Source organism: Aerococcus sp. 150760013-2, assembly GCF_053627715.1.
On the sequence record NZ_JBSEYI010000002.1, the window covers coordinates 18,046 to 37,643 of the forward strand.

The following is a 19,598-nucleotide window of genomic DNA, read 5'->3' on the forward strand; positions in this document are numbered from 1 at the left end:
TGGTTTAATAGCCTTTGTGCTATAATAAATCGAGCAATTATTCAAGTATATTAAAATTGAAAGCAGAGGTGTCAAATATATGCAATGTCCAAATTGTGCTTCAACCAATTTAAAAGTAATTGATAGTCGACCAGCGGAGAATAATACCTCTATTCGTCGACGTCGAGAGTGCTTAGACTGTGGCGCCCGTTTTACCACTTTCGAGCGCATCGAACGAACACCCTTATTAGTCGTTAAACGTGACGGAACTAGAGAAGAGTTTTCTCATGAGAAAGTTTTGCGTGGCCTGATCCGCTCTGCTGAAAAGCGTCCTGTATCAGCTGACCAACTTGAACAGTTAGCCAATGATGTTGAATCTGAGCTGCGGTCTCGTAGCCAAAATGAGGTACCAGCTTCTGAAATTGGGGAATTATTGATGGCGGCTTTACCAGATATTGATGAAGTGGCTTATATTCGTTATGCTAGCGTATACCGACAATTTGAGGATCCGACTGTTTTCCTAAGAGAAATCGAACGGTTAAGAGGGCGGAATGACCAGGGTGAAGGCGATGCGAAACCTGAAGAATCAAACCAAGATCATGTAGAAGACTAAATATTTCATAGAAGGGAGGGTAATGCCAGTGACATACCCATGGCAAAATTTAGATCCAAAAGGGCTTGTTCAAATTACCCAACCCCACTGGATTTCAGATATTGACCAGCAAGTCCTACTTCATCTATACCAACCCATTATTGGCGGCACTGCTTACGCCTTTTACCAGACTTTATATGCCAATATTCAACTGTCTGACTTTGCCTCAATCCCTTTGCGCCACTTCGATTTGATGGAACAAATGGTGGCTGGTAAGGAGCAATACGTGAAGGCCAGACGGCAACTTGAAGCAATTGGCTTATTACAAGTTTTTGAAATAAGTAGTCATCAAAATCAAGATGATGTGACGACGATTTATCAATTGCAAGCACCTTTGGATTCTAAGCACATTTTCTCTGACCCGATTATGTCTAGTCTTTTAATGGGCCGGTTGGGTCAAGACCGCTATCAATTGATGCTAGACAAGTTTTCAATCAAAATGCCAGTAGACTTGAAATCAGGAGATTGGACGGAAGTGACTGCTACTTTCCAAGATGTCTACCGATTACCAAGTCAATACTATCCCATTTCGGATGAGATTGAGGATAAGTTGGTAGCTAAAAATAGTCAAACCAAGGCAACTACAATCACTAGTTCAACCTTAGATATGAACACCTTAAAAGAGTTGCTGCAATCGTCATTCATCTCTGAAAAAGCTATTACAGCTGAAGTGAACGAGATGTTTGTATCCTTACATCAACTCTATGGTTTTGATGAGGTGGACTTGAAAGAATTGGCCTTATCAGCGACTGATCTAAGGACCAATACGATTGACGTACGCAAGTTGCAGCGCCTGGCTTTAGACAAATCGAGCAGTCAAACAGGTATAAGCAATGTTCAGCCAGCAAAGGCATCTACACAAGGGACTAGTAGCGGTTTAACGGACCGGATTACAGTTTCAGAGGCCAAAGGTCGCCAGCAGGCAGATCAAGCTGATCAACAATGGCTAGGGAAAGGGCTCTCAAAAGAAGAGTTGTCATTTTCTAAATTGGCTAGGTCTTATCCACCAATTGCCTTTGCCAAATCAATTAAGGAACAAAAGAGCGGCTATCTCACTAAGTCCGAGGGGAACGCCATTACTGAGTTAATCCAGTCAGAAGTAATTCAGCCGGCGACCTTAAATGTAATGGTGCAATTCTGTTTGATTGAGTTGGAACAGAACCGGCTGACGCGCTCATACCTAGAGAGTGTTGCTGATGACTGGCGTCAAAACAAGGTGGTTGAGCCTGAAGAAGCCATGTTATACTTGAAGCAACGTAAACAGAAGAGTGCTGAAAATTATGAAAAACGACAAAAAAACCGGATGGCTAAAGGTCGTTATCAGACGCAGAAGCAGTCAGTTAAACCAAAATGGTTAGACCCTGATTCAAGACAGGATAAATATCAAAAACCAGTGGTGGCGCCAAAGGCAGGTGACCAAGAAGGGCCTAAGCAAGACACGGCAGTCAAGCAAGAAAATAAGGCATCCTTAAGTGCGCAAGAAGCAGAAATTCAACAATTACTGCATTCATTAAATCAAAAAGAAGGTGAGTAAGTATGGCTGACAACAACCAAATGAAAAATGTGGGGGACTCATTAAAACAGCAGTTCAACCGCAACCCCATGTTCAAAGAGCGACAAGCAAAAATCGAAGGCATTGTTCAAAGTGATCCAGATGTCCAGGCTTTTCTTGCCAAACATCAGTTAACCTTTGAAGATGAAATCGTGAAGAAATCATTTTCAAAATTATATGAGTTTGCGCGCGAGAATGGTAACGATGCTTTGGGCCAAAAGAAATTCGTCCAATATGCGCCAAATTTGATTATGAACGTGAACTTTATCGATGTGGATTATCATCCAACTGAAGCCTTTATCCAACAACAAGAGGCCGAAGAATTGAACAAGCGGGTGACTATGGTCTCTATGCCGAAAAGTCTGCGGTCAGCTTCTTTTGAAAAGATGACGAAAGATGACTATCAAGACCGATTTGAAGCGATTCAAAAGAGTCTACAATTTATTTCAGCCTATACCAGTAAGCCAAATGCCTATCATAAGGGTTTGTACCTACATGGGCAATTTGGGGTTGGGAAAACCCATATCCTGGCTGCTTTAGTAAATACTTTGGCTGAGCATGGGGTCAAATCTACCTTGGTACATTACCCGGAATTGTTAGTAGATCTGAAATCACGTATCCGGACCAATACTGTTGACCAAAGAGTCAATGAAATCAAGCAGGCGCAAGTGCTAGTGTTAGATGATATTGGTGCTGAATCTAATAGTGAATGGGTCCGCGATGATGTGCTGGGTGTTATTTTGCAATACCGGATGCAAGAGCAGTTATCGACTTTCTTTACCTCTAATTTCTCAATGGCTGAGTTGGAAGAATTTCTAACGACGACTAGAGAAGGGGTAGATGTGGCAAAATCAGCTCGTATCATGGAAAGAATCAAGTATTTAAGTGAAGAAATTACAGTTGGAGGTAGAGACCGTCGTAACGGTTAATACCTTCTTTTTTATTGCCATTTTCACAGCAAAATATTTGTACACTTAACTTTAAAATGATAAGCTATACTTATATCATATATAGAAGCTAGATGAAGGAGGTGAGTGAATGGGTGGATTAAGAAAGTTCCTTCAAATCCTATTTTCACTCTTAGTTTTATTAGCGGTAGTGGCAACAGCTGCAGTCATTTATCCAATACCATACGTAAGTGACTTTGTTGACCAATATATTGTGTCTAATCAAATATTAGTGAATACGGTCATTGTGCTATTGGCACTTGCATTTATTTATTTTGCGGTTGCTTTAATTTGGGCATTGGTCGCACCAGCAAAATCACGTACCTTGAAAGTAGCTAATGATTTTGGTGAGGTGAAAGTAAACCGTGATACAGTTGTACATGCGGTACACCAAGAGTTATTAGATGTGAAAGAAGCGTCTAATAAAAATGTGACAGTGAAATTTGGACGCAAACCAGAAAATACTAAAGTCACTGTTGATTACGCTACAGATAAAAACCAAGCAGTTCAAGCGATTTCTGATCAAATCGAAGAAAAAGCAAGACTTGGTGCAGAACGCGTTTTAGGGACAAATATTCAAAATGTAAAAGTATCTGCCGCACCGTATGATGCGAGCCAGGTAAGCCAACAAAGTCGCGGTCAAAACCAGGCGCGCGTTAGATAATCTTGGTCAAATAGGACCGAATTTTGATAGGGGGCACAGAGCATATGAAACAACCACCACGTAGTTGGTATCCATATAGAAATCGTATTATTGGCGGACTGATTGCTTTCATTTTTGGTTTACTGTGGATGTGGTTAGGTTTTGGACCTGCCTTATTTATCCTAGTATTCTCAGTAATTGGATACATTGCAGGGGCATATTTTGATGGTCAAATTGACTTAGAAAGCTGGTTCTCATTTTTCAATTTTTAGCGTCATATCGTTTGAGTTAAGTAGATAAATTTGCTATGATGATTAAAACTTATTGGTTATATAATTTAATAATAAAAGAAATGGGGTATTTTACATGTCAGAAAACGTAAAACACACAAATGATTTAACTTTTGAAAACCGTGTATTGGAAAAAATTGCTTTTTATACAGTTCAAAACATTGATGGTATTTTAGAGTTAAAAGGCAACTTTACTTCAGGAATTATGAACTTCTTCTCAAACGGCGAAGACGAAACTAAAGGTGTTAGCGCAGAAGTTGGTAAAAAAGAAGTAGCTTTAGACCTTGAAGTGATTGCTGAATATGGCAAAGATATTCCAGCCGCTTTTGACAAAGTGACTAAAGCAGTGAAAGAAAACGTTCAACAAATGACCGGTTTAACGGTTGTTGAAGTGAACATGAACGTAAACGACGTGTTAACACGAGCTGAGTATGAACGTGACCAAAATGAACAAAAACGTGCAGCTGAGCAACAACGTCGTCAAGCAAACCAAAGTGGTCAATACACTGACGGTTCACGCGTACAATAATTTTCACCTACAGGAGGCGAATTTACACTCGTCTCTTTTTCTTTGAAATCGCCTATGTGAAACGGTTTCTTATGAATTTTGTTTGACAATTATAGGCTCGATGCTTATACTTATTTTGAAATCAGATAACTATATCGATGATAAGAGACAAGCTTTAGGATTGGACATTAGGGACAAGTTGGTTAGTGAGAAACTTGCAAGATCATATAGCGAACCACTCTTTAGATAGCACCGAAACAGATGGCATTATGCACATGTGATAAGGTGTACGGGTTGCCCCCATTATCAGCAATTGAGGATAAGGTATGCCCTGCATACATTATCGAACTTGGGTGGAACCACGCATATTGTTTATTAGCGTCCCATTCTAGTCTTTTAGGCTAGGATGGGGCTTTTTTATTTTTCAAAAGGAAAAAGGAGGAAAAACATGATTGACTTAGTATTCCCAGATGGGGCTAAAAAATCATTCGATGCAGGTGTGACTGGTCGTGACGTTGCTGCATCAATTAGTAACTCATTAGCAAAACGCGCATTAGCGGCTAAAATTGACGGTGAATTGGTGGACTTAAATGCCCCAATTAATGAAGGTGGCGCGATTGAAATCGTTGACCCTAAACATGAAGATGCTTTAGGTATCTTACGTCACTCAACTGCTCATTTGATGGCACAAGCGATGAAACGTTTGTATCCAGGCATTAAATTTGGTGTCGGTCCAGCCATTGAAACAGGCTATTATTATGATACGGACCAAGAAAAACAAATTACTGAAGAAGATCTACCAGTAATTGAAGCTGAAATGGCTAAAATTGTAAAAGAGAATTATCCAATTGAACGTCGTGAAGTGACACGTGTTGAAGCAAATGAAATCTTTGCGGATGATGAATATAAATTGGAAATCATCGCAGATTTACCAGAAGATGAAACGTTAACAGTATACTCACAAGGTGAATTCACTGACCTTTGTCGTGGAATCCATGTACCATCAACTGGTTACATTAAAGAATTCAAACTATTATCTGTTGCCGGTGCATACTGGAGAGGTAACTCAGATAACAAAATGATGCAACGTGTTTACGGTACAGCATTCTTCGAGAAACGTGACTTGAAAGAATTCATCAAACAACGTGAGGAAGCTAAAGAACGTGACCATCGTAAATTAGGAAAAGAATTAGATATCTTCATGGTAAATCCTGAAGTTGGTTCTGGTTTACCGTTCTGGTTACCAAAAGGTGCAACTGTTCGTCGTATTATCGAACGTTACATCGTTGATAAAGAAGAATCACTAGGTTATGAGCATGTGTATACACCAATTATGGCAGATGTTGAATTTTATAAAACTTCTGGACACTGGGACCACTACCATGAAGATATGTACCCACCAATGGATATGGGTGACGGTGAACAATTAGTTTTACGTCCAATGAACTGCCCACATCACATGATGGTTTATAAAAATGATATTCACTCTTATCGTGAATTCCCAATTCGGATTGCGGAATTAGGTATGATGCACCGTTATGAAAAGTCAGGCGCTTTATCTGGTTTACAACGTGTACGTGAAATGACTTTAAATGATGCGCATATCTTTGTACGTCCAGACCAAATCAAAGAAGAATTTACGCGAGTACTGCAATTAATCAAACAAGTCTATGATGACTTTAATATTACAGACTACCGCTTCCGTTTATCTTACCGTGATCCAGAGAATACGGATAAATACTTTGATGATGACGAAATGTGGGAAAAAGCACAAGCAATGCTAAAAGAAACAATGGATGACTTAGGTTTAGAATATTTTGAAGCCATTGGTGAAGCAGCGTTCTATGGACCTAAATTAGATGTTCAAATGAAAACTGCTTTAGGTAACGAAGAAACAATGTCTACTGTTCAATTAGACTTCTTATTACCAGAACGCTTTGACCTAACTTACGTTGGCCAAGACGGTCAAGATACGCACCGTCCAGTGGTTATCCACCGTGGTGTCGTTTCAACAATGGAGCGTTTCGTAGCTTACCTAATCGAAGAATACAAAGGTGCCTTCCCAACTTGGTTAGCACCAGTTCAAGCGAAATTAATCCCAGTTAACGATGACGCACATGGTGACCATGTTGAAGAAATCCGTCGTCGAATGAAGGCTGCTGGTATGCGTGTTGAAGTGGATAATCGTAACGAAAAAATGGGTTACAAGATTCGTGAAGCACAAACCCTTAAAATTCCATACCAATTGGTATTTGGTGACAACGAAATCGCTGAAAACACAGTAACAGTACGTCGCTATGGTTCAAAAGAAACACTATCAATGCCGTTTGATGAATTCTTAGCGCAATTAGAACAAGACATCAAAGAATATAAATAAAGGGTGCGAGCCCCGACGCTAAGAAAGGAACCGTTGGAAGATGAAGACAGTAGATGACACAGTCAGCTATAACTTCATCTGAAACGCAGTCCTTTCTGGAGGGACGAACCCGACTAAAGGGTGTAAGCGAGACCGCTAAGCTCAACAACTATTCTGAAGTGGACTTGAGATGGTCGAGCGCACCCGACTAAACAGGGTTAGAGAGTCGACGCCCTACTGATATAAAGGTAAAAAAACGCCAATAACACTTGTTATTGGCGTTTTTTACTATGCACAAATAAAAAGAGAGATTGAATTTTCACCCAATCTCACTGCTATTTCTATAAATATAATTCCCCGGCTTGTAATACGGGCTCTAAGTGACCTAATGGAATGGTTGCCATACTTGGGCGTAAGGTTCCTTTATTTTCATCGCGTCCTTGGATTACCAATTTGGCGTCGTCTTGACGGTAAATGTTGATCCCTTTAACGATTAATTGTTGGGTTTGGTCACTAGAATAACGGTTGAATAATACCGCTAACTTCACGAAAGGTAATTGCGTCATCATTGGGTAGTCACCCATAGAGTCGCCAAATACCATAGCTGGTTGCTTGCCGTGATCAGCTACCATGAAGTTTTTAATCACTTCTACTTTTCCCAAGCCCTTAGTGATAAAGGTGCCTTCTTCTAGACGTGAATCCATAATGCCATTTTCATCCACGTCGTAGCACTGGCCGAAAACTTGGCTTGCGTCTAAGTTGAAAGGTGCTTCAGTGACCACTGAACGAACCAAGTCAATTGGACTAGCGGAAATGACATAGATGGTGATGTTGTTGTCTTTAAGCACTTGCCATAAATGTAAGATTTCATCTGGGATTCGAATCCCTTGTTCGAAAGAGGCTTCTACTTTTCCGACCTTGCTCTTAATATGTGGGCTAGAAAATAGTCGGCGTAGGGCGATTGGTTTATTCAAAGCATCTTGGAATACAGCTACAGATAGGGCTTTAAATTCTTCAACAGTATAGCCTTTAAACCAGTAAATCGGAGAGTTTTCGCCTGGGGTTCTTCGGAATTCACTACCTGCTAGTTGGTAGAACAAACGCAATTTCGCTGCAAATTCGTTGAATTGGGTCCATTCCTTCACTTGTTCTAGTGGCAAGCGTTCGTTCTCGTCTAGGGCGATATAGTCGGTATATAAGAATTGGTATTGGGCGATGATGTCGTCCGCCAAATCAATATAAGTTGCCATATTTTTTGAATTCGGGAAAATAGGTTGGTTGAAATTCATTGGGCCTGTAGTTAAGACGTCATAGAATTCATCTGGTGTCATCTTGTAGGCCAAGTGATCAATCATATACATCATCAGATGGTCTTCAATATCATGCATGATTGTAGTGTTGTCAAAATCAAATATAGCGTATTCAGTATCTTGCTTGCTTACAATTGCTTCTGAAGCTGATTCACGAATCACTGTATTCAGACGTTGGATAACAAAGGGGTCCCATTTTTGTTGGTTGATATTTAATGGCATAAAAATCTCCTCGCATGTTTATAAATAAATTGATTTATCACTAACTTACATCACATTATAAAGTAAGCGTAATAATTTCATGTAAAATCTAAGTCATAATTAAGTAAATGAAATCTTTACCTGAAGTCACACTCTGGGTCGTGGTGGTTATAGACACCAATCGTCTCTAGAAATGATTCGATTGTGGTTGGCCCGACAAATTTAAACCCGCGTTTCTTCAGTAATTTCATCAGCGCTTTATTGATTTCGTCTTCTTTTCCGTCAAATTCGACCACCAATTGTTTTGCTGTTTGGTAGATGAAATCTCTAAAACTTGGGAAATGAGTATCCTCCTCGATTGCTAGCGCACACTTGGCGTTATTTATCATAGCTTGGATTTTTTGGCGGTGACGAATGATCCCTTCATCAAGCATAAGCCGGTCAACATCAGCTTCATCAAACTTGGCCAAGGCCTCCAGGTCAAAATCAGCAAAAGCTGCTCTTAGTGCTGGCCGTTTTTTCAGGATAATAGCCCAGGATAAACCAGCTTGCATGGATTCTAAGCACAGGGCCTCAAAGACTTCCTGACTAGTGGGTTTATCTTGACCCCATTCCTCATCATGGTAAGCAATCATGTTTGGGGTATTGGCAAATTGACAGCGTATGACCATGAAAAAACTCCTTCACCTTGCAAGTTTCACTAGGATTTCTTAGTGTGTCCAAATTATAGCAAATTTAATCCAATTATAATAGTTGGGTTCGTTATAAACGATTACTCTTGATTAAAGTAAGGTATTATCAATATCTTGAATCCTTCAATATAATGAAGTTGTGAAAAGAAAATAATTTGATATGGGGGAAGAGTATTATGAAGCATTTTGTGAAGTTGGGGTTGTTGGGTTTATCGGCCATGGTGCTTGCAGCGTGTTCTAGTGATAGTAGTGAGGACACTACTATTCGAGTCGCGACGTCACCCGGTCCTTATAGCGAGTTATTTATAGACCAAGTGGCCCCTAAGTTAGAAGAAGAAGGCTATACAGTTGAAGAAATTGAGTTTACGGATTTGCGGTCAGCGGATGTTGCCTTACAAGAAGGGTCAGCAGACTTAAATGTTGACCAACATTCCTTGTATTTAGCCAACTTCAATGAAGAAGCGGGTGCAGAACTAACGGCTGTGACACCGGTACCGACTGTGCCAACAGGTTTGTTCCCAGGTACAAAGGATGATTTGGCTGCTGTCTCAAACGGGGACCGTGTGGGTATCCCGGATGACCCATCAAATTATACGAGAGCTTTACTCGTTTTGCGGAAAGCGGGCTGGATCAAATTAAATGAGGATGCCAACCTAGAAAGTTTAACGGTTGATGACATCTCAGAAAATACGGCGGGCATTGAAATTGTACCAATGCAATCAGCGTCAATCCCAAGAACCTTGGAAGATTTAGCCTACGCCATTATTCCAGGCTCAATCGCTTATGACGCGGGCGTTGACTTCTCAACTATGTTATTAGCGGAGGATGTGCGGGAAGACTTGTTACTGCAAGCTGTAGTTTCCACTCCTGAAACAGCGGAAGAAGATTGGGTGCAAGCAGTCGTGGATATCTATAATTCGGACGATTTTCAATCGCAAATAGAAGAAATCAATAATAATTCAGATGAAACTTATTGGATCATTCCAGATTAAGAAATCCGAAAGAAAGTGTGAATATTTATAGAAAGCGTTTACATCGATAGACCGTTTCCTATATGATAGGGGTATCAAGAGAATAGGAGTGATGTACATGGTGGAAGTTTACACAAACTACTGGGAAAATCGACGCGATGGTGTTCGAAAGGAACATGGATCATATGCTAGCGAAGAAGCGGCCTTTGAGGGGATTCAAAGCTGGTGGACACTTCATCAAGAAAAGTATACCGATGTGAATAAACGACGGACCAATTCAGGTGCCCTAGAAATTACATATGGTGATGACAATTACTACTATCGTATTGAGAAACGGCATTTGGACAAGTTACCATCGACTAAATGTAAGTGGAGAAGTCCTGGTGAGATTGACAGTAAACGGAAACTGGCGCAATTAGATGAGGAAACCTTCCTATTTGAAGAATTAGCAGAACCTTATCGTGACCTGCTACTTGTTGCAATGGGGAATGGCCAGCGGGTCAAGGACTTTATCTACGATGAAAAAGGGCAACCAATCCGCGAGCTGACTAAAGTATAAAATTTGAGAGAAATGATTGACAAAGAGATTGCAGGGTGTTATGCTATTGGAGTTGAGAAAAGAAGCAGAAACACCCGTTTCTCACCTGAGTTGACAAGTTACGTCCTCGGGTTGATAGATATTCAGTTCACACAGACTCGATCTGTGTGCTTAATACGACGGGTAGTGATTGTGCTATCCGTCGTTTTTTCTATGTGAAATTTCTCTTTCATACAGATTTATGCAATCTTGCAGAAAAATTTCTTTTTATACAGCATCAATGGAGGTGTATTACTATCGCAAAAGATATGTTCGTAAATGAAAATATCCGTGCACGTGAACTTCGTGTAATTGATTCTGAAGGTGAACAATTAGGTGTGTTAAGTAAAGACGAGGCTTTAGATAAAGCTGAACAAGTTGAACTTGACTTAGTACTAGTATCACCAAACGCAAAACCACCAGTTGCCCGCATCATGGATTACGGTAAATACCGTTATGAGCAACAACGGAAAGAGCGTGAACAACGTCAAAATCAAAAACAAGTCAGTCTGAAGGAAGTACGTTTATCTCCTACGATTGAACAAAATGATTTCGATACAAAATTGCGTCAAGCTCGCAAGTTCCTTGAAAAAGGTGACAAAGTGAAAGCTTCAATTCGTTTCCGTGGACGTGCTATTACGCACAAAGAAATCGGTCGCGAAGTGCTAGAACGCTTTGCAGAAGAGCTTAAAGATGTTGCAGAAGTTGAACAAAGACCAAAAATGGAAGGACGTTCAATGTTCCTTCAAATGGCACCAACTGCTGACAAATAATTGAACACTTTTTAGGAGGAAAAAACATGCCAAAACAAAAAACTCACCGCGCTTCAGTTAAACGTTTCAAAAAGACTGCTTCAGGTAAACTAAAACGTAGTCATTCAGAGCGTTCTCACCGTTTCCACGGTAAAACTAAAAAACAACGTCGTCAACATAAACAAGCGACTACAGTTCATTCAACAGATATTAAACGTATCTCACAAATGATGGACACTTACAAATAAGATTATCTAAGCGTTCAGTCACGGACTGGACAGTACCAAAAGGAGGAAATTAAATGGCTCGAGTTAAAGGTGGAACAGTAACACGTCGTCGTCGTAAAAAATATCTTAAGTTAGCAAAAGGTTACTTCGGTGCGAAGTCTAAATTATACAAAACAGCTAAACAAGCTGTAATGAAATCTCATACTTACGCATACCGTGACCGTCGTCAAAAGAAACGTGACTTCCGTCGTTTATGGATTACACGTATTAATGCAGCTGCTCGTATGAACGGAATGAGCTACAGCACATTAATCAACGGCTTAAAAGTTGCTAACATCGACATGAACCGTAAAATGTTAGCTGAATTAGCAGTTAACGATGCTGATGCATTTGCAGCTATCTGCGAACAAGCGAAAACAGCTTTAAACAAATAAATCAATCAAAGTCCACGTAGCACTAGCTTTTAGCGAGTGTCTACTGGACTTTTTTGTTTATGAGCTCAAAATATTTTGGTGTTCTATTTATACTATCAAGGGTTATGAAATATTCGTATTATCCAAAACACCTAACACTTGGTAAAATATATGTTAGAAAGAGCCGTGGTCCATTTTTCAAAAAATGAATCATGAATATTAGAGGATGATAGAAAATGCTATTGCCTAGTGGCGGTTTCAATCAAGATTAAACTAAAGTAAGTCATCTTATGATAGAATGAAGCGATAGCGTAAAAAGGAAAAATTTATAAGTTAATGTAGAGGTGAAGCAGATGTCAATTATCGACTTAAAAGACGTCGCGGTAAAATTTGATACACCAAATGGTACCGTTGATGCAGTAAAAGATGTCAATATTTCAATCGCTGAGGGCGAAATATTTGGCGTGATTGGTTACTCTGGTGCTGGTAAATCCACACTGGTTCGTACTATCAACCGCTTGCAACCAGTAACTTCTGGGCAAGTAATTGTAAATGATAAAGAAATTAATGCCTTATCAGAAGCAGAATTACGTGCTTCTCGTAAGAAAATTGGGATGATCTTCCAACACTTTAATTTAATGAATGCGAGAACGGTTGAGGGCAATGTCTTTTTCCCATTGAAGGATTCTAAATTATCTAAGGAAGAGAAGAAACAGAAAGTACATGAGTTGTTGGAATTAGTTGGATTAGCTGACCGTAAAGATGCTTACCCAAGCCAACTATCCGGGGGACAGAAACAACGTGTAGCGATTGCGAGAGCCTTGGCTAATGATCCAGATGTCTTGTTATGTGACGAGGCGACTTCTGCCTTAGACCCCAAAACAACTTCATCAATCCTTGAATTATTGAAAGAATTGAATGAACGTTTAAACCTAACAATTGTTATCATTACCCACGAAATGCACGTAATCAAAGAAATATGTAACCGTGTGGCGGTAATGGAGCATGGTGCGGTTGTTGAACAAGATACGATTTTCAATATCTTTAGAAATCCACAACAAAAATTGACCAAAGACTTTATCGAGTCTGCGTCTCCAATTGAAAAGGGCATTCAAGAAGTTTTAAGCAAACCAGAATTATTGAATATTCACCCAGCTGACCGCGTAATCCGGGTGACCTTCTCAGGTGCTTCAACTGGAGATCCGTTAATTTCAAAATTAACAGAACAATTCCAAGTGAAAGCGAACATCTTATTCGGTAACATTGAAATCTTACAAAATATTCCAGTGGGTACCTTATTACTAAGCCTAAGTGGTGAAGATGCAAACGTACAAGAAGCTATTGATTTTATTACTTACGAAGGTATCACTTTAGAAGAATACAAAGTCGAAGGCGACCACTATATTCAAGAGGAGGTTGATGCATAATGAATTTTATCGAAAGTATCTTACCAAATGCAGCAAGTATTCCTGATGAATTTCTAGAAGCAACAATTGAAACACTTTATATGACACTTTGGACTGCAGGACTGGGATTTGTTCTTGGTCTTGGATTAGGTGTTTGGTTAGTCTTAACCCAACCTAAAGGATTAAAAGCCAACGCTGCCGTTTACGGTGTCTTAGACAAGTTTGTGAATATTTTCCGGTCTATTCCATTCGTTATTATGATTGCCTTACTAGTTAATATCACTAGACTCATCGCTGGTACTTCAATCGGTACAACTGCAGTAATCGTGCCATTAGTCGTAGCTACTGTGCCATTCTATGCCCGTCAGATTCAAAATGCCTTGGTTGAAGTTAACCCAGGCGTGATCGAAGCGGCACAAGCGATGGGCTTGTCTACTGGAGATATTGTCTTCAGAGTTTACTTAAAAGAAGCCTTACCAGGTATTATCCGTGTATCTGCATTGTCAATTATCAATGTGATTGGATTAACAGCTATGGCCGGAACTATCGGTGGTGGTGGTCTTGGTAACTTGGCTATCACACGCGGATATAACCGATTCCAAACAGATGTAACGATTATTTCTACAATCATTATCCTAATTATTGTCTTTATCTCTCAAGCTATCGCTGATCGCTTGGTGAAAAAAGTAGAGCACTAAAAAATCTGTCACTAATCAAATTTTGGAGGAGAATTATGATGAATAACAAATTAAAATTATCTGCAACAATCTTTGCTTCAATCATTGCTTTAGCTGCTTGTGGTACAACCGGTAACGAAAGTGATTCAGCTGCATCAAATTCTGCAACTGAAGAACAAGCAGAATACACTGTTGGTGTCGTTGGTGATACTGAACGTTTAGTATGGGAAGACGTTGCTGAACGTGTAGCAGATGAAGACATCACCTTAAATGTTGAAACCTTTACTGACTACGTAACACCAAACACTGCTTTAGTAGATGGTTCATTAGATTTAAATGCCTTCCAACATTTAGCTTACTTAGCTGAATTTGTGGCATCAAACAATGCTGACTTACAACCAGTTGGTTATACATATATCTCTCCAATGGGTGCTTACTCAGAATCATTAGAAAGCATCGATGATTTAGCTGATGGTGGTACAGTTGTTATCCCTAACGACGTGACTAACGCTGGTCGTGCCTTATTATTATTAGAATTAGCAGGCGTACTTGAAGTGGATGATGCTGCTGGTATTACACCAAGTGTTGAAGACATCACTGCTAACCCTAAAAACATTGAAATTACTGAAGTTGACGCAGCTCAAGTACCTCGTTCACTTGCTGATGCTGACTTAGTAGTTGCCAACACTAACTACGCAGTAGATGCCGGTTTAGTACCTGAGGAAGATTCAATTTTCTTAGATACTGATGACTTAGGTTCTTTAGGTGCGCAATACAAAAATGCTGTTGTTGTAAGATCTGAAGATGCGGAAAATGAAGATATCCAAACAATTGTGGAAGCTTACCAATCTGACGAAACTGCAGCTAAAATTGACGAAGTAACATCAGGCGCTGACCAACCAGCTTGGACAGACAACGATGACATCGCAGCTGACTTTGAAGATGTTGTAAACCAAAGCGAGCCAGCTGAATAACCAATTCGATTTGTATTGGGAGGAGGAAATTGGATGAATAAGAAAGTGAAATTTTCAGCTACTTTATTGGCGTCAGTGTTCGCTTTAGCCGCTTGTGGTAATGGTGGGTCTACTGAATCAGATTCATCAGCCTCAAGTGAAGCAGCCAACACAGAAGAAACTTCTGAATATACGATTGGTGTTGTGGGTTCTGCAGCCCACGATGTTTGGGATGACGTAGCAAGTCGTTTAGAAGGTGAAGGTATTCAACTGAATATTGAAGAATTTTCTGAATATACAACCCCCAATAATGCACTTGCAGATGGGTCACTAGATTTAAATGCCTTCCAGCATTTAGCTTTCATAGCTGACTATGTGAATGCAAATGATGCTGACTTACAACCGATTGGTTATACTTTCATTTCACCAATGGGTGCCTACTCAGCTGTGGTTGAAAATATTGATGATTTAGCAGGCGGTGCTTCAGTTGTCATTCCAAATGATGTGACAAATGGTGGTCGTGCCTTACAATTGTTGGCCTTAGCTGGTCTGATTGAATTAGATGAAGCTGCAGGAATTTCACCTACAGTGAGTGATATTACTGCCAACGATAAAAACTTAAACATTACTGAAGTGGATGCAGCACAGGTTCCGCGATCTCTTGCGGATGCTGACTTAGTGGTTTCAAATACAAACTATGCAGTGGATGCTGGATTGAATCCTTCTGACGATGCCATTTTTGTTGATACCGACAACTTAGATAATGTTGGCGCACAATACAAAAATGCGATTGTCATCAGAGCTGAAGATGCAGATAATGAAGACTTCCAAAAAATCGTGGAAGCTTACCAATCTGAAGAAACGGCTGCCGTAATGGATGAAGTAACATTAGGTGCTGACAAACCGGCGTGGTCAGATAGTGATGATGTTGCAGGTGAATTTGCTAACGTGTTAGAACAAACCAATTAGAAAATTTATTCGGTGATAAGCACTTCTTTAGAAATAATGAAACGTGGAAAATGGGTTAACCACCTGTTTTCCACGTTTTTATATTAAGTGGTCTTTCAAAGCCAACTAGCTGAATAATTTGCAAATACAGTTTTATAGCGACAAAGTAAGCACAGGAAGAACCCAATTGTTAGCGGAACCTGTGCTTTTTATATAGCAATTATTGGAAAATTAAATTTATTTCATTATAGGTTTTTAGTGATATTCTATCTATGATTTAAAGATTCATTCTGATAAAATAAGTTGAATTTATTCAAAGTAAAAAATTAACTTAGGAGAAGACATGAATGAGTCATATTAATATGGGACTAGCTCTTCGCGGATCAGTTGAGGGCGATATGGCGCAATTAACTGGGATGCTTGAAGATGCGATTGCTTTACTTGCAATGAATAACATAGATCAATGGCAAAAGGGATCAATATCCAGCGAAATTCTATTAGATGCGATAAGGCATGACCAAGGCTTTGTCTGGGAGCAACGCGATACCACAGGGATTGCAGGCTTCTGTGTTTTGGATACTTACGATGAACTATACGAAGAAAACCTTGCTAAAGGCGAATGGACTATAGAGGGCCCTTATCTGGCGATTCACCGTGTCATGGTTTCCCAACATTTACGTGGTCGTAAAGTCACTAGACAAATGTTTTTAGATATCAAAAAAATGGGGGTAGTCAATAACATTGCCTCATTACGAATTGATACACATCCAGACAATGTCATGATGCAGAAAACCTTGAAACGTAACGGTTTTGTTAGAACAGGCCTACTTTATATGCCATCAGGTAGTCCGCGCTACGCTTACGAATTTGATTTATCCCAAATTTAGACTAAAATAGTAGATATAACATTTCAAAATATAGTCTAGGATTGAGAGGTAGTAAGTTATGTATTATGTAAAAAATGAACGTAACGGGGAAGAAATTTTTGACCCCACTATTAACTTGGCGATTGAATATTTTCTATTGAACGAGAAGAAGTTAGATGAACCCATCTTGCTTTTCTATATCAATGAACCTTCGATTATTATTGGTAAGAATCAAAATACCCATGCTGAGATTAATGAACCTTATGTGAAAGAACACAATATCCACGTTGTCCGCCGTTTTTCAGGTGGAGGGGCAGTATACCACGATTTAGGCAACATTTGCTTCTGTTTCATCACTAATGATGACGGCAACTCATTTAGGGACTTTAAGAAATTCACCGAGCCTATCATTGAATCTCTTGGCAAAATGGGTGTTGAAGGCGCTGAACTTAGAGGGCGTAATGACCTTGTAATCGGTGACCAAAAATTCTCTGGTAATGCCATGTATTCTAAAAATAATCGAATGACAGCACATGGCACTTTGATGTTTGATGTCAATATTGATGAAACAACGAAAGTATTGAAACCTAAAGCCGCTAAATTAAAGGCGAAAGGGGTTAAATCAATCCGTTCTCGTGTAACCAATATCAAACCCCATATGGATGCTAACGCTCAAAATATGACTCTATTCGACTTTAGAACAGCTTTATTACGTAATATATTCGATGTTGAAAATCTTGAAGACATCCAGGAATATGTCTTAACTGATGATGACTGGGCATGGATTGAAGACTTTCGTCAACAATATACCAATAATGATGACTGGAACTACGGAGAAAACCCGGACTTTGAAATCATCAGAGATGAAAGAACGCCTGCTGGCCAAATCGAATTCCAATTTAACATTTCAAAAGGTAAAATTATAGCATGTAAAATCTACGGTGACTTCTTTGGTTTAGGGGAAATTACTGACGTTGAAAATGCCTTGATTGGGCAAGAATATAGCCGTGAAAATTTAATCGATATTTTTAACAGCATTAACATTAAAAACTACTTTGGTAACGTCACAGCTGAAGAATTAGCTGACTTAGCTTCATTATAAAAATAGAAAATAACATAAGTAAGAAGGGGCGAGGATTCAAATGGATCCTTGTCTTTTTGATTGAAGGCAAATTTTGCCACAAAAAAACCAGCCAACCGATTTGGGTAACTGGTTTATGAATTCTATGGTTTTGTCTTAGCCAAATGCGCGACGAATTTGGACACTCGCGTTGCCTCTGGCAATTTCATGACCGCGTTCACGGACTAATCCAGCATTCAATGCGGATACTTCAGCGTATTCTTCGGCGAATGAAATTAAATCTTCAATTTCATCATCTGTTAATTCGTTTGCTTCAAATTTAATCAAGGCAAAGTAAGATTCGTTATAAACGTATAAGTCTACTTGTGCAAATTCATCTTTAAAGTCACGCGCGAAAGCTAGGAAATCTTCAAAAATCCGGAAGACTAAAGTGATTTCTCTAGGAACACGAGGTTCCTCTGTTTCAGCACTCGCTGCTTTTTTCTTCTCGTCTGCCTCTTGGTTAGCGAGGTCATCTAAGACGTTTTGACGTTCATTTGCATTTTCTTTATCTTCATCTTCAAGCTCGCCAATTGTTTCCATTAATTGCTGGAAAGCACTATCTTCTTCATTGTCATCGCCAAAACCTTTACTGATATACAAATCGATACCGTTTCTTTTTGGCATTACTTGGAAAGTGATCGCTTCAGTGTGTTGGAATTTCTGGGACACATCGACCTCTTCAAGGATACTCATGAAAAAATGCTCAACTTCGTTTTGATTGCTCATGATATCCATAAACGAGATGCCTCGCTCAATTAAATCATCAGTATCTATAAACACGCGGATAGTATTTTCGTTAATATACTCCATTTCCATCGTAATCACCCCAATCTATTAATAAGTAGTGTAAACTAATTGATGCGAAAGTTAAAGTAATTTAGTTTGAGAAAATAAAAAGAGTACAGAAATTTGCACTCTTTCCATCATATTATCTTGTTTTAAAATTTAATTTGCGTGTGCTTCTTGTTCTTCGTAAGAGGCCAACGCTTGTTGTAATTCAAGTTTACGAACGCTTCTTGGTAAGAAACGACGAATTTCATCTTCGTTATAACCAACTTGTAAACGTTTATCATCTAAAATAATAGGGCGTCGTAATAAACCAGGATTATTTTGGATTAATTCAAATAAATCGTTCAACGGAATTTCATCAAGATCAACATTTAATTCTTGGAATGCTTTTGATCGAGTTGAAATGATTTCTTCAGTACCTTCCTCTGTCATGCGTAAGATGGCTTTGATTTCATCTTCTGTTAATGGTTCTGAAAAGATGTTTCTTTCGGTGTAAGGAATTTCATGTTCTTCTAACCATGCTCGAGCTTTGCGACATGAAGTACAACTTGGTGATATGTATAATTTAACCATGTGTATCTCTCCTTTGTATGAAAAACAATTCTTAACTAACATATATACAGTATAACACAGAGTTTGTGAAATTTCTATGGTTTTTTAACCAATCTTGACGTATCAAAGATAAGTTATTATAGAGATATCATCTAGTCATTCGAACAAGGCGGATACTAACAAGACAGTAAAAATATGCTATACTAGAGTAGAA

Annotated in this window: 22 protein-coding genes; 18 read left to right on the forward strand and 4 right to left on the reverse strand. The window is 39.2% G+C overall.

The features are described 5' to 3' along the window. The first annotated feature begins 79 nt into the window (after nt 1-79). The 7 genes from nrdR to thrS all read left to right on the forward strand — a co-directional run bounded on the left by nrdR (nt 80) and on the right by thrS (nt 6,948). A complete protein-coding gene (gene nrdR / locus ACUW85_RS01325; protein WP_016897724.1) occupies nt 80-592 on the forward strand; it encodes a transcriptional regulator NrdR in 513 nt (170 codons plus the stop codon). A 22-nt stretch (nt 593-614) separates the two neighbouring features. Continuing rightward, nucleotides 615-2,165 carry a DnaD domain protein gene (locus ACUW85_RS01330; RefSeq protein ID WP_182023046.1) on the forward strand — a complete coding sequence of 517 codons (1,551 nt, stop codon included), beginning with the start codon at nt 615-617 and terminating at the stop codon, nt 2,163-2,165. Between the two features lie 2 nt (nt 2,166-2,167). Beyond that, nucleotides 2,168-3,112 carry a primosomal protein DnaI gene (gene dnaI / locus ACUW85_RS01335; protein ID WP_003142001.1) on the forward strand — a complete coding sequence of 315 codons (945 nt, stop codon included), beginning with the start codon at nt 2,168-2,170 and terminating at the stop codon, nt 3,110-3,112. 109 nt (nt 3,113-3,221) lie between these two features. Continuing rightward, nucleotides 3,222-3,794 carry an alkaline shock response membrane anchor protein AmaP gene (gene amaP / locus ACUW85_RS01340; protein WP_149358385.1) on the forward strand — a complete coding sequence of 191 codons (573 nt, stop codon included), beginning with the start codon at nt 3,222-3,224 and terminating at the stop codon, nt 3,792-3,794. Between the two features lie 44 nt (nt 3,795-3,838). Beyond that, nucleotides 3,839-4,045: a DUF2273 domain-containing protein gene (locus ACUW85_RS01345; protein WP_059349071.1), complete on the forward strand. Its 207-nt coding sequence runs from the start codon at nt 3,839-3,841 to the stop codon at nt 4,043-4,045. Nucleotides 4,046-4,139: 94 nt separating this feature from the next. Then, complete coding sequence (locus ACUW85_RS01350) at nt 4,140-4,592, forward strand: Asp23/Gls24 family envelope stress response protein (protein ID WP_149315012.1); 453 nt, start codon at nt 4,140-4,142, stop codon at nt 4,590-4,592. Nucleotides 4,593-5,019: 427 nt separating this feature from the next. After that, nucleotides 5,020-6,948 carry a threonine--tRNA ligase gene (gene thrS / locus ACUW85_RS01355; protein WP_182023047.1) on the forward strand — a complete coding sequence of 643 codons (1,929 nt, stop codon included), beginning with the start codon at nt 5,020-5,022 and terminating at the stop codon, nt 6,946-6,948. A gap of 320 nt (nt 6,949-7,268) precedes the next feature. Here the strand turns inward: thrS and ACUW85_RS01360 are convergent, their stop codons facing one another. Beyond that, on the reverse strand, nt 7,269-8,459 hold the full coding sequence (locus tag ACUW85_RS01360) for an HAD family hydrolase (RefSeq protein WP_048726727.1): 1,191 nt from the start codon (nt 8,457-8,459) through the stop codon (nt 7,269-7,271). Nucleotides 8,460-8,575: 116 nt separating this feature from the next. Further along, complete coding sequence (locus ACUW85_RS01365; RefSeq protein WP_149358384.1) at nt 8,576-9,109, reverse strand: DNA-3-methyladenine glycosylase I; 534 nt, start codon at nt 9,107-9,109, stop codon at nt 8,576-8,578. Between the two features lie 197 nt (nt 9,110-9,306). Between ACUW85_RS01365 and ACUW85_RS01370 the strand changes: the two genes are divergently transcribed. The 11 genes from ACUW85_RS01370 to ACUW85_RS01420 all read left to right on the forward strand — a co-directional run bounded on the left by ACUW85_RS01370 (nt 9,307) and on the right by ACUW85_RS01420 (nt 18,022). Beyond that, nucleotides 9,307-10,122, forward strand: coding sequence for a MetQ/NlpA family ABC transporter substrate-binding protein (locus ACUW85_RS01370; protein WP_149358383.1), 816 nt, complete (start codon nt 9,307-9,309; stop codon nt 10,120-10,122). Between the two features lie 97 nt (nt 10,123-10,219). After that, nucleotides 10,220-10,660, forward strand: coding sequence for a hypothetical protein (locus ACUW85_RS01375; RefSeq protein ID WP_182023048.1), 441 nt, complete (start codon nt 10,220-10,222; stop codon nt 10,658-10,660). A gap of 269 nt (nt 10,661-10,929) precedes the next feature. After that, nucleotides 10,930-11,451, forward strand: a complete 522-nt coding sequence (infC, locus tag ACUW85_RS01380) for a translation initiation factor IF-3 (protein ID WP_081453827.1) — start codon at nt 10,930-10,932, stop codon at nt 11,449-11,451. Nucleotides 11,452-11,477: 26 nt separating this feature from the next. Then, on the forward strand, nt 11,478-11,678 hold the full coding sequence (gene rpmI, locus ACUW85_RS01385; protein WP_003142016.1) for a 50S ribosomal protein L35: 201 nt from the start codon (nt 11,478-11,480) through the stop codon (nt 11,676-11,678). 53 nt (nt 11,679-11,731) lie between these two features. Then, the gene (gene rplT / locus ACUW85_RS01390) at nt 11,732-12,091 is read left to right on the forward strand and encodes a 50S ribosomal protein L20 (RefSeq protein ID WP_048726710.1); all 360 of its coding nucleotides are present in this window, start codon (nt 11,732-11,734) and stop codon (nt 12,089-12,091) included. 332 nt (nt 12,092-12,423) lie between these two features. After that, a complete protein-coding gene (locus tag ACUW85_RS01395; RefSeq protein ID WP_154837014.1) occupies nt 12,424-13,497 on the forward strand; it encodes a methionine ABC transporter ATP-binding protein in 1,074 nt (357 codons plus the stop codon). After that, nucleotides 13,497-14,174 (forward strand): methionine ABC transporter permease, encoded by a 678-nt coding sequence (locus ACUW85_RS01400; RefSeq protein ID WP_069285620.1) that lies wholly within the window; start codon nt 13,497-13,499, stop codon nt 14,172-14,174. Before ACUW85_RS01395 ends, ACUW85_RS01400 begins: the two co-directional genes overlap by 1 nt. Before the next feature lie 35 nt (nt 14,175-14,209). Beyond that, nucleotides 14,210-15,127: a MetQ/NlpA family ABC transporter substrate-binding protein gene (locus ACUW85_RS01405; RefSeq protein WP_259345330.1), complete on the forward strand. Its 918-nt coding sequence runs from the start codon at nt 14,210-14,212 to the stop codon at nt 15,125-15,127. Nucleotides 15,128-15,160: 33 nt separating this feature from the next. Then, the gene (locus ACUW85_RS01410) at nt 15,161-16,075 is read left to right on the forward strand and encodes a MetQ/NlpA family ABC transporter substrate-binding protein (protein WP_182023049.1); all 915 of its coding nucleotides are present in this window, start codon (nt 15,161-15,163) and stop codon (nt 16,073-16,075) included. Nucleotides 16,076-16,401: 326 nt separating this feature from the next. After that, nucleotides 16,402-16,941, forward strand: a complete 540-nt coding sequence (locus ACUW85_RS01415) for a GNAT family N-acetyltransferase (RefSeq protein ID WP_048726700.1) — start codon at nt 16,402-16,404, stop codon at nt 16,939-16,941. 58 nt (nt 16,942-16,999) lie between these two features. Beyond that, on the forward strand, nt 17,000-18,022 hold the full coding sequence (locus tag ACUW85_RS01420) for a lipoate--protein ligase (RefSeq protein ID WP_048726694.1): 1,023 nt from the start codon (nt 17,000-17,002) through the stop codon (nt 18,020-18,022). Between the two features lie 135 nt (nt 18,023-18,157). Here the strand turns inward: ACUW85_RS01420 and ACUW85_RS01425 are convergent, their stop codons facing one another. Next, complete coding sequence (locus ACUW85_RS01425; protein ID WP_048726691.1) at nt 18,158-18,859, reverse strand: adaptor protein MecA; 702 nt, start codon at nt 18,857-18,859, stop codon at nt 18,158-18,160. A 129-nt stretch (nt 18,860-18,988) separates the two neighbouring features. Beyond that, the gene (gene spxA / locus ACUW85_RS01430; RefSeq protein ID WP_016897704.1) at nt 18,989-19,405 is read right to left on the reverse strand and encodes a transcriptional regulator SpxA; all 417 of its coding nucleotides are present in this window, start codon (nt 19,403-19,405) and stop codon (nt 18,989-18,991) included. Between the last annotated feature and the right edge of the window lie 193 nt (nt 19,406-19,598).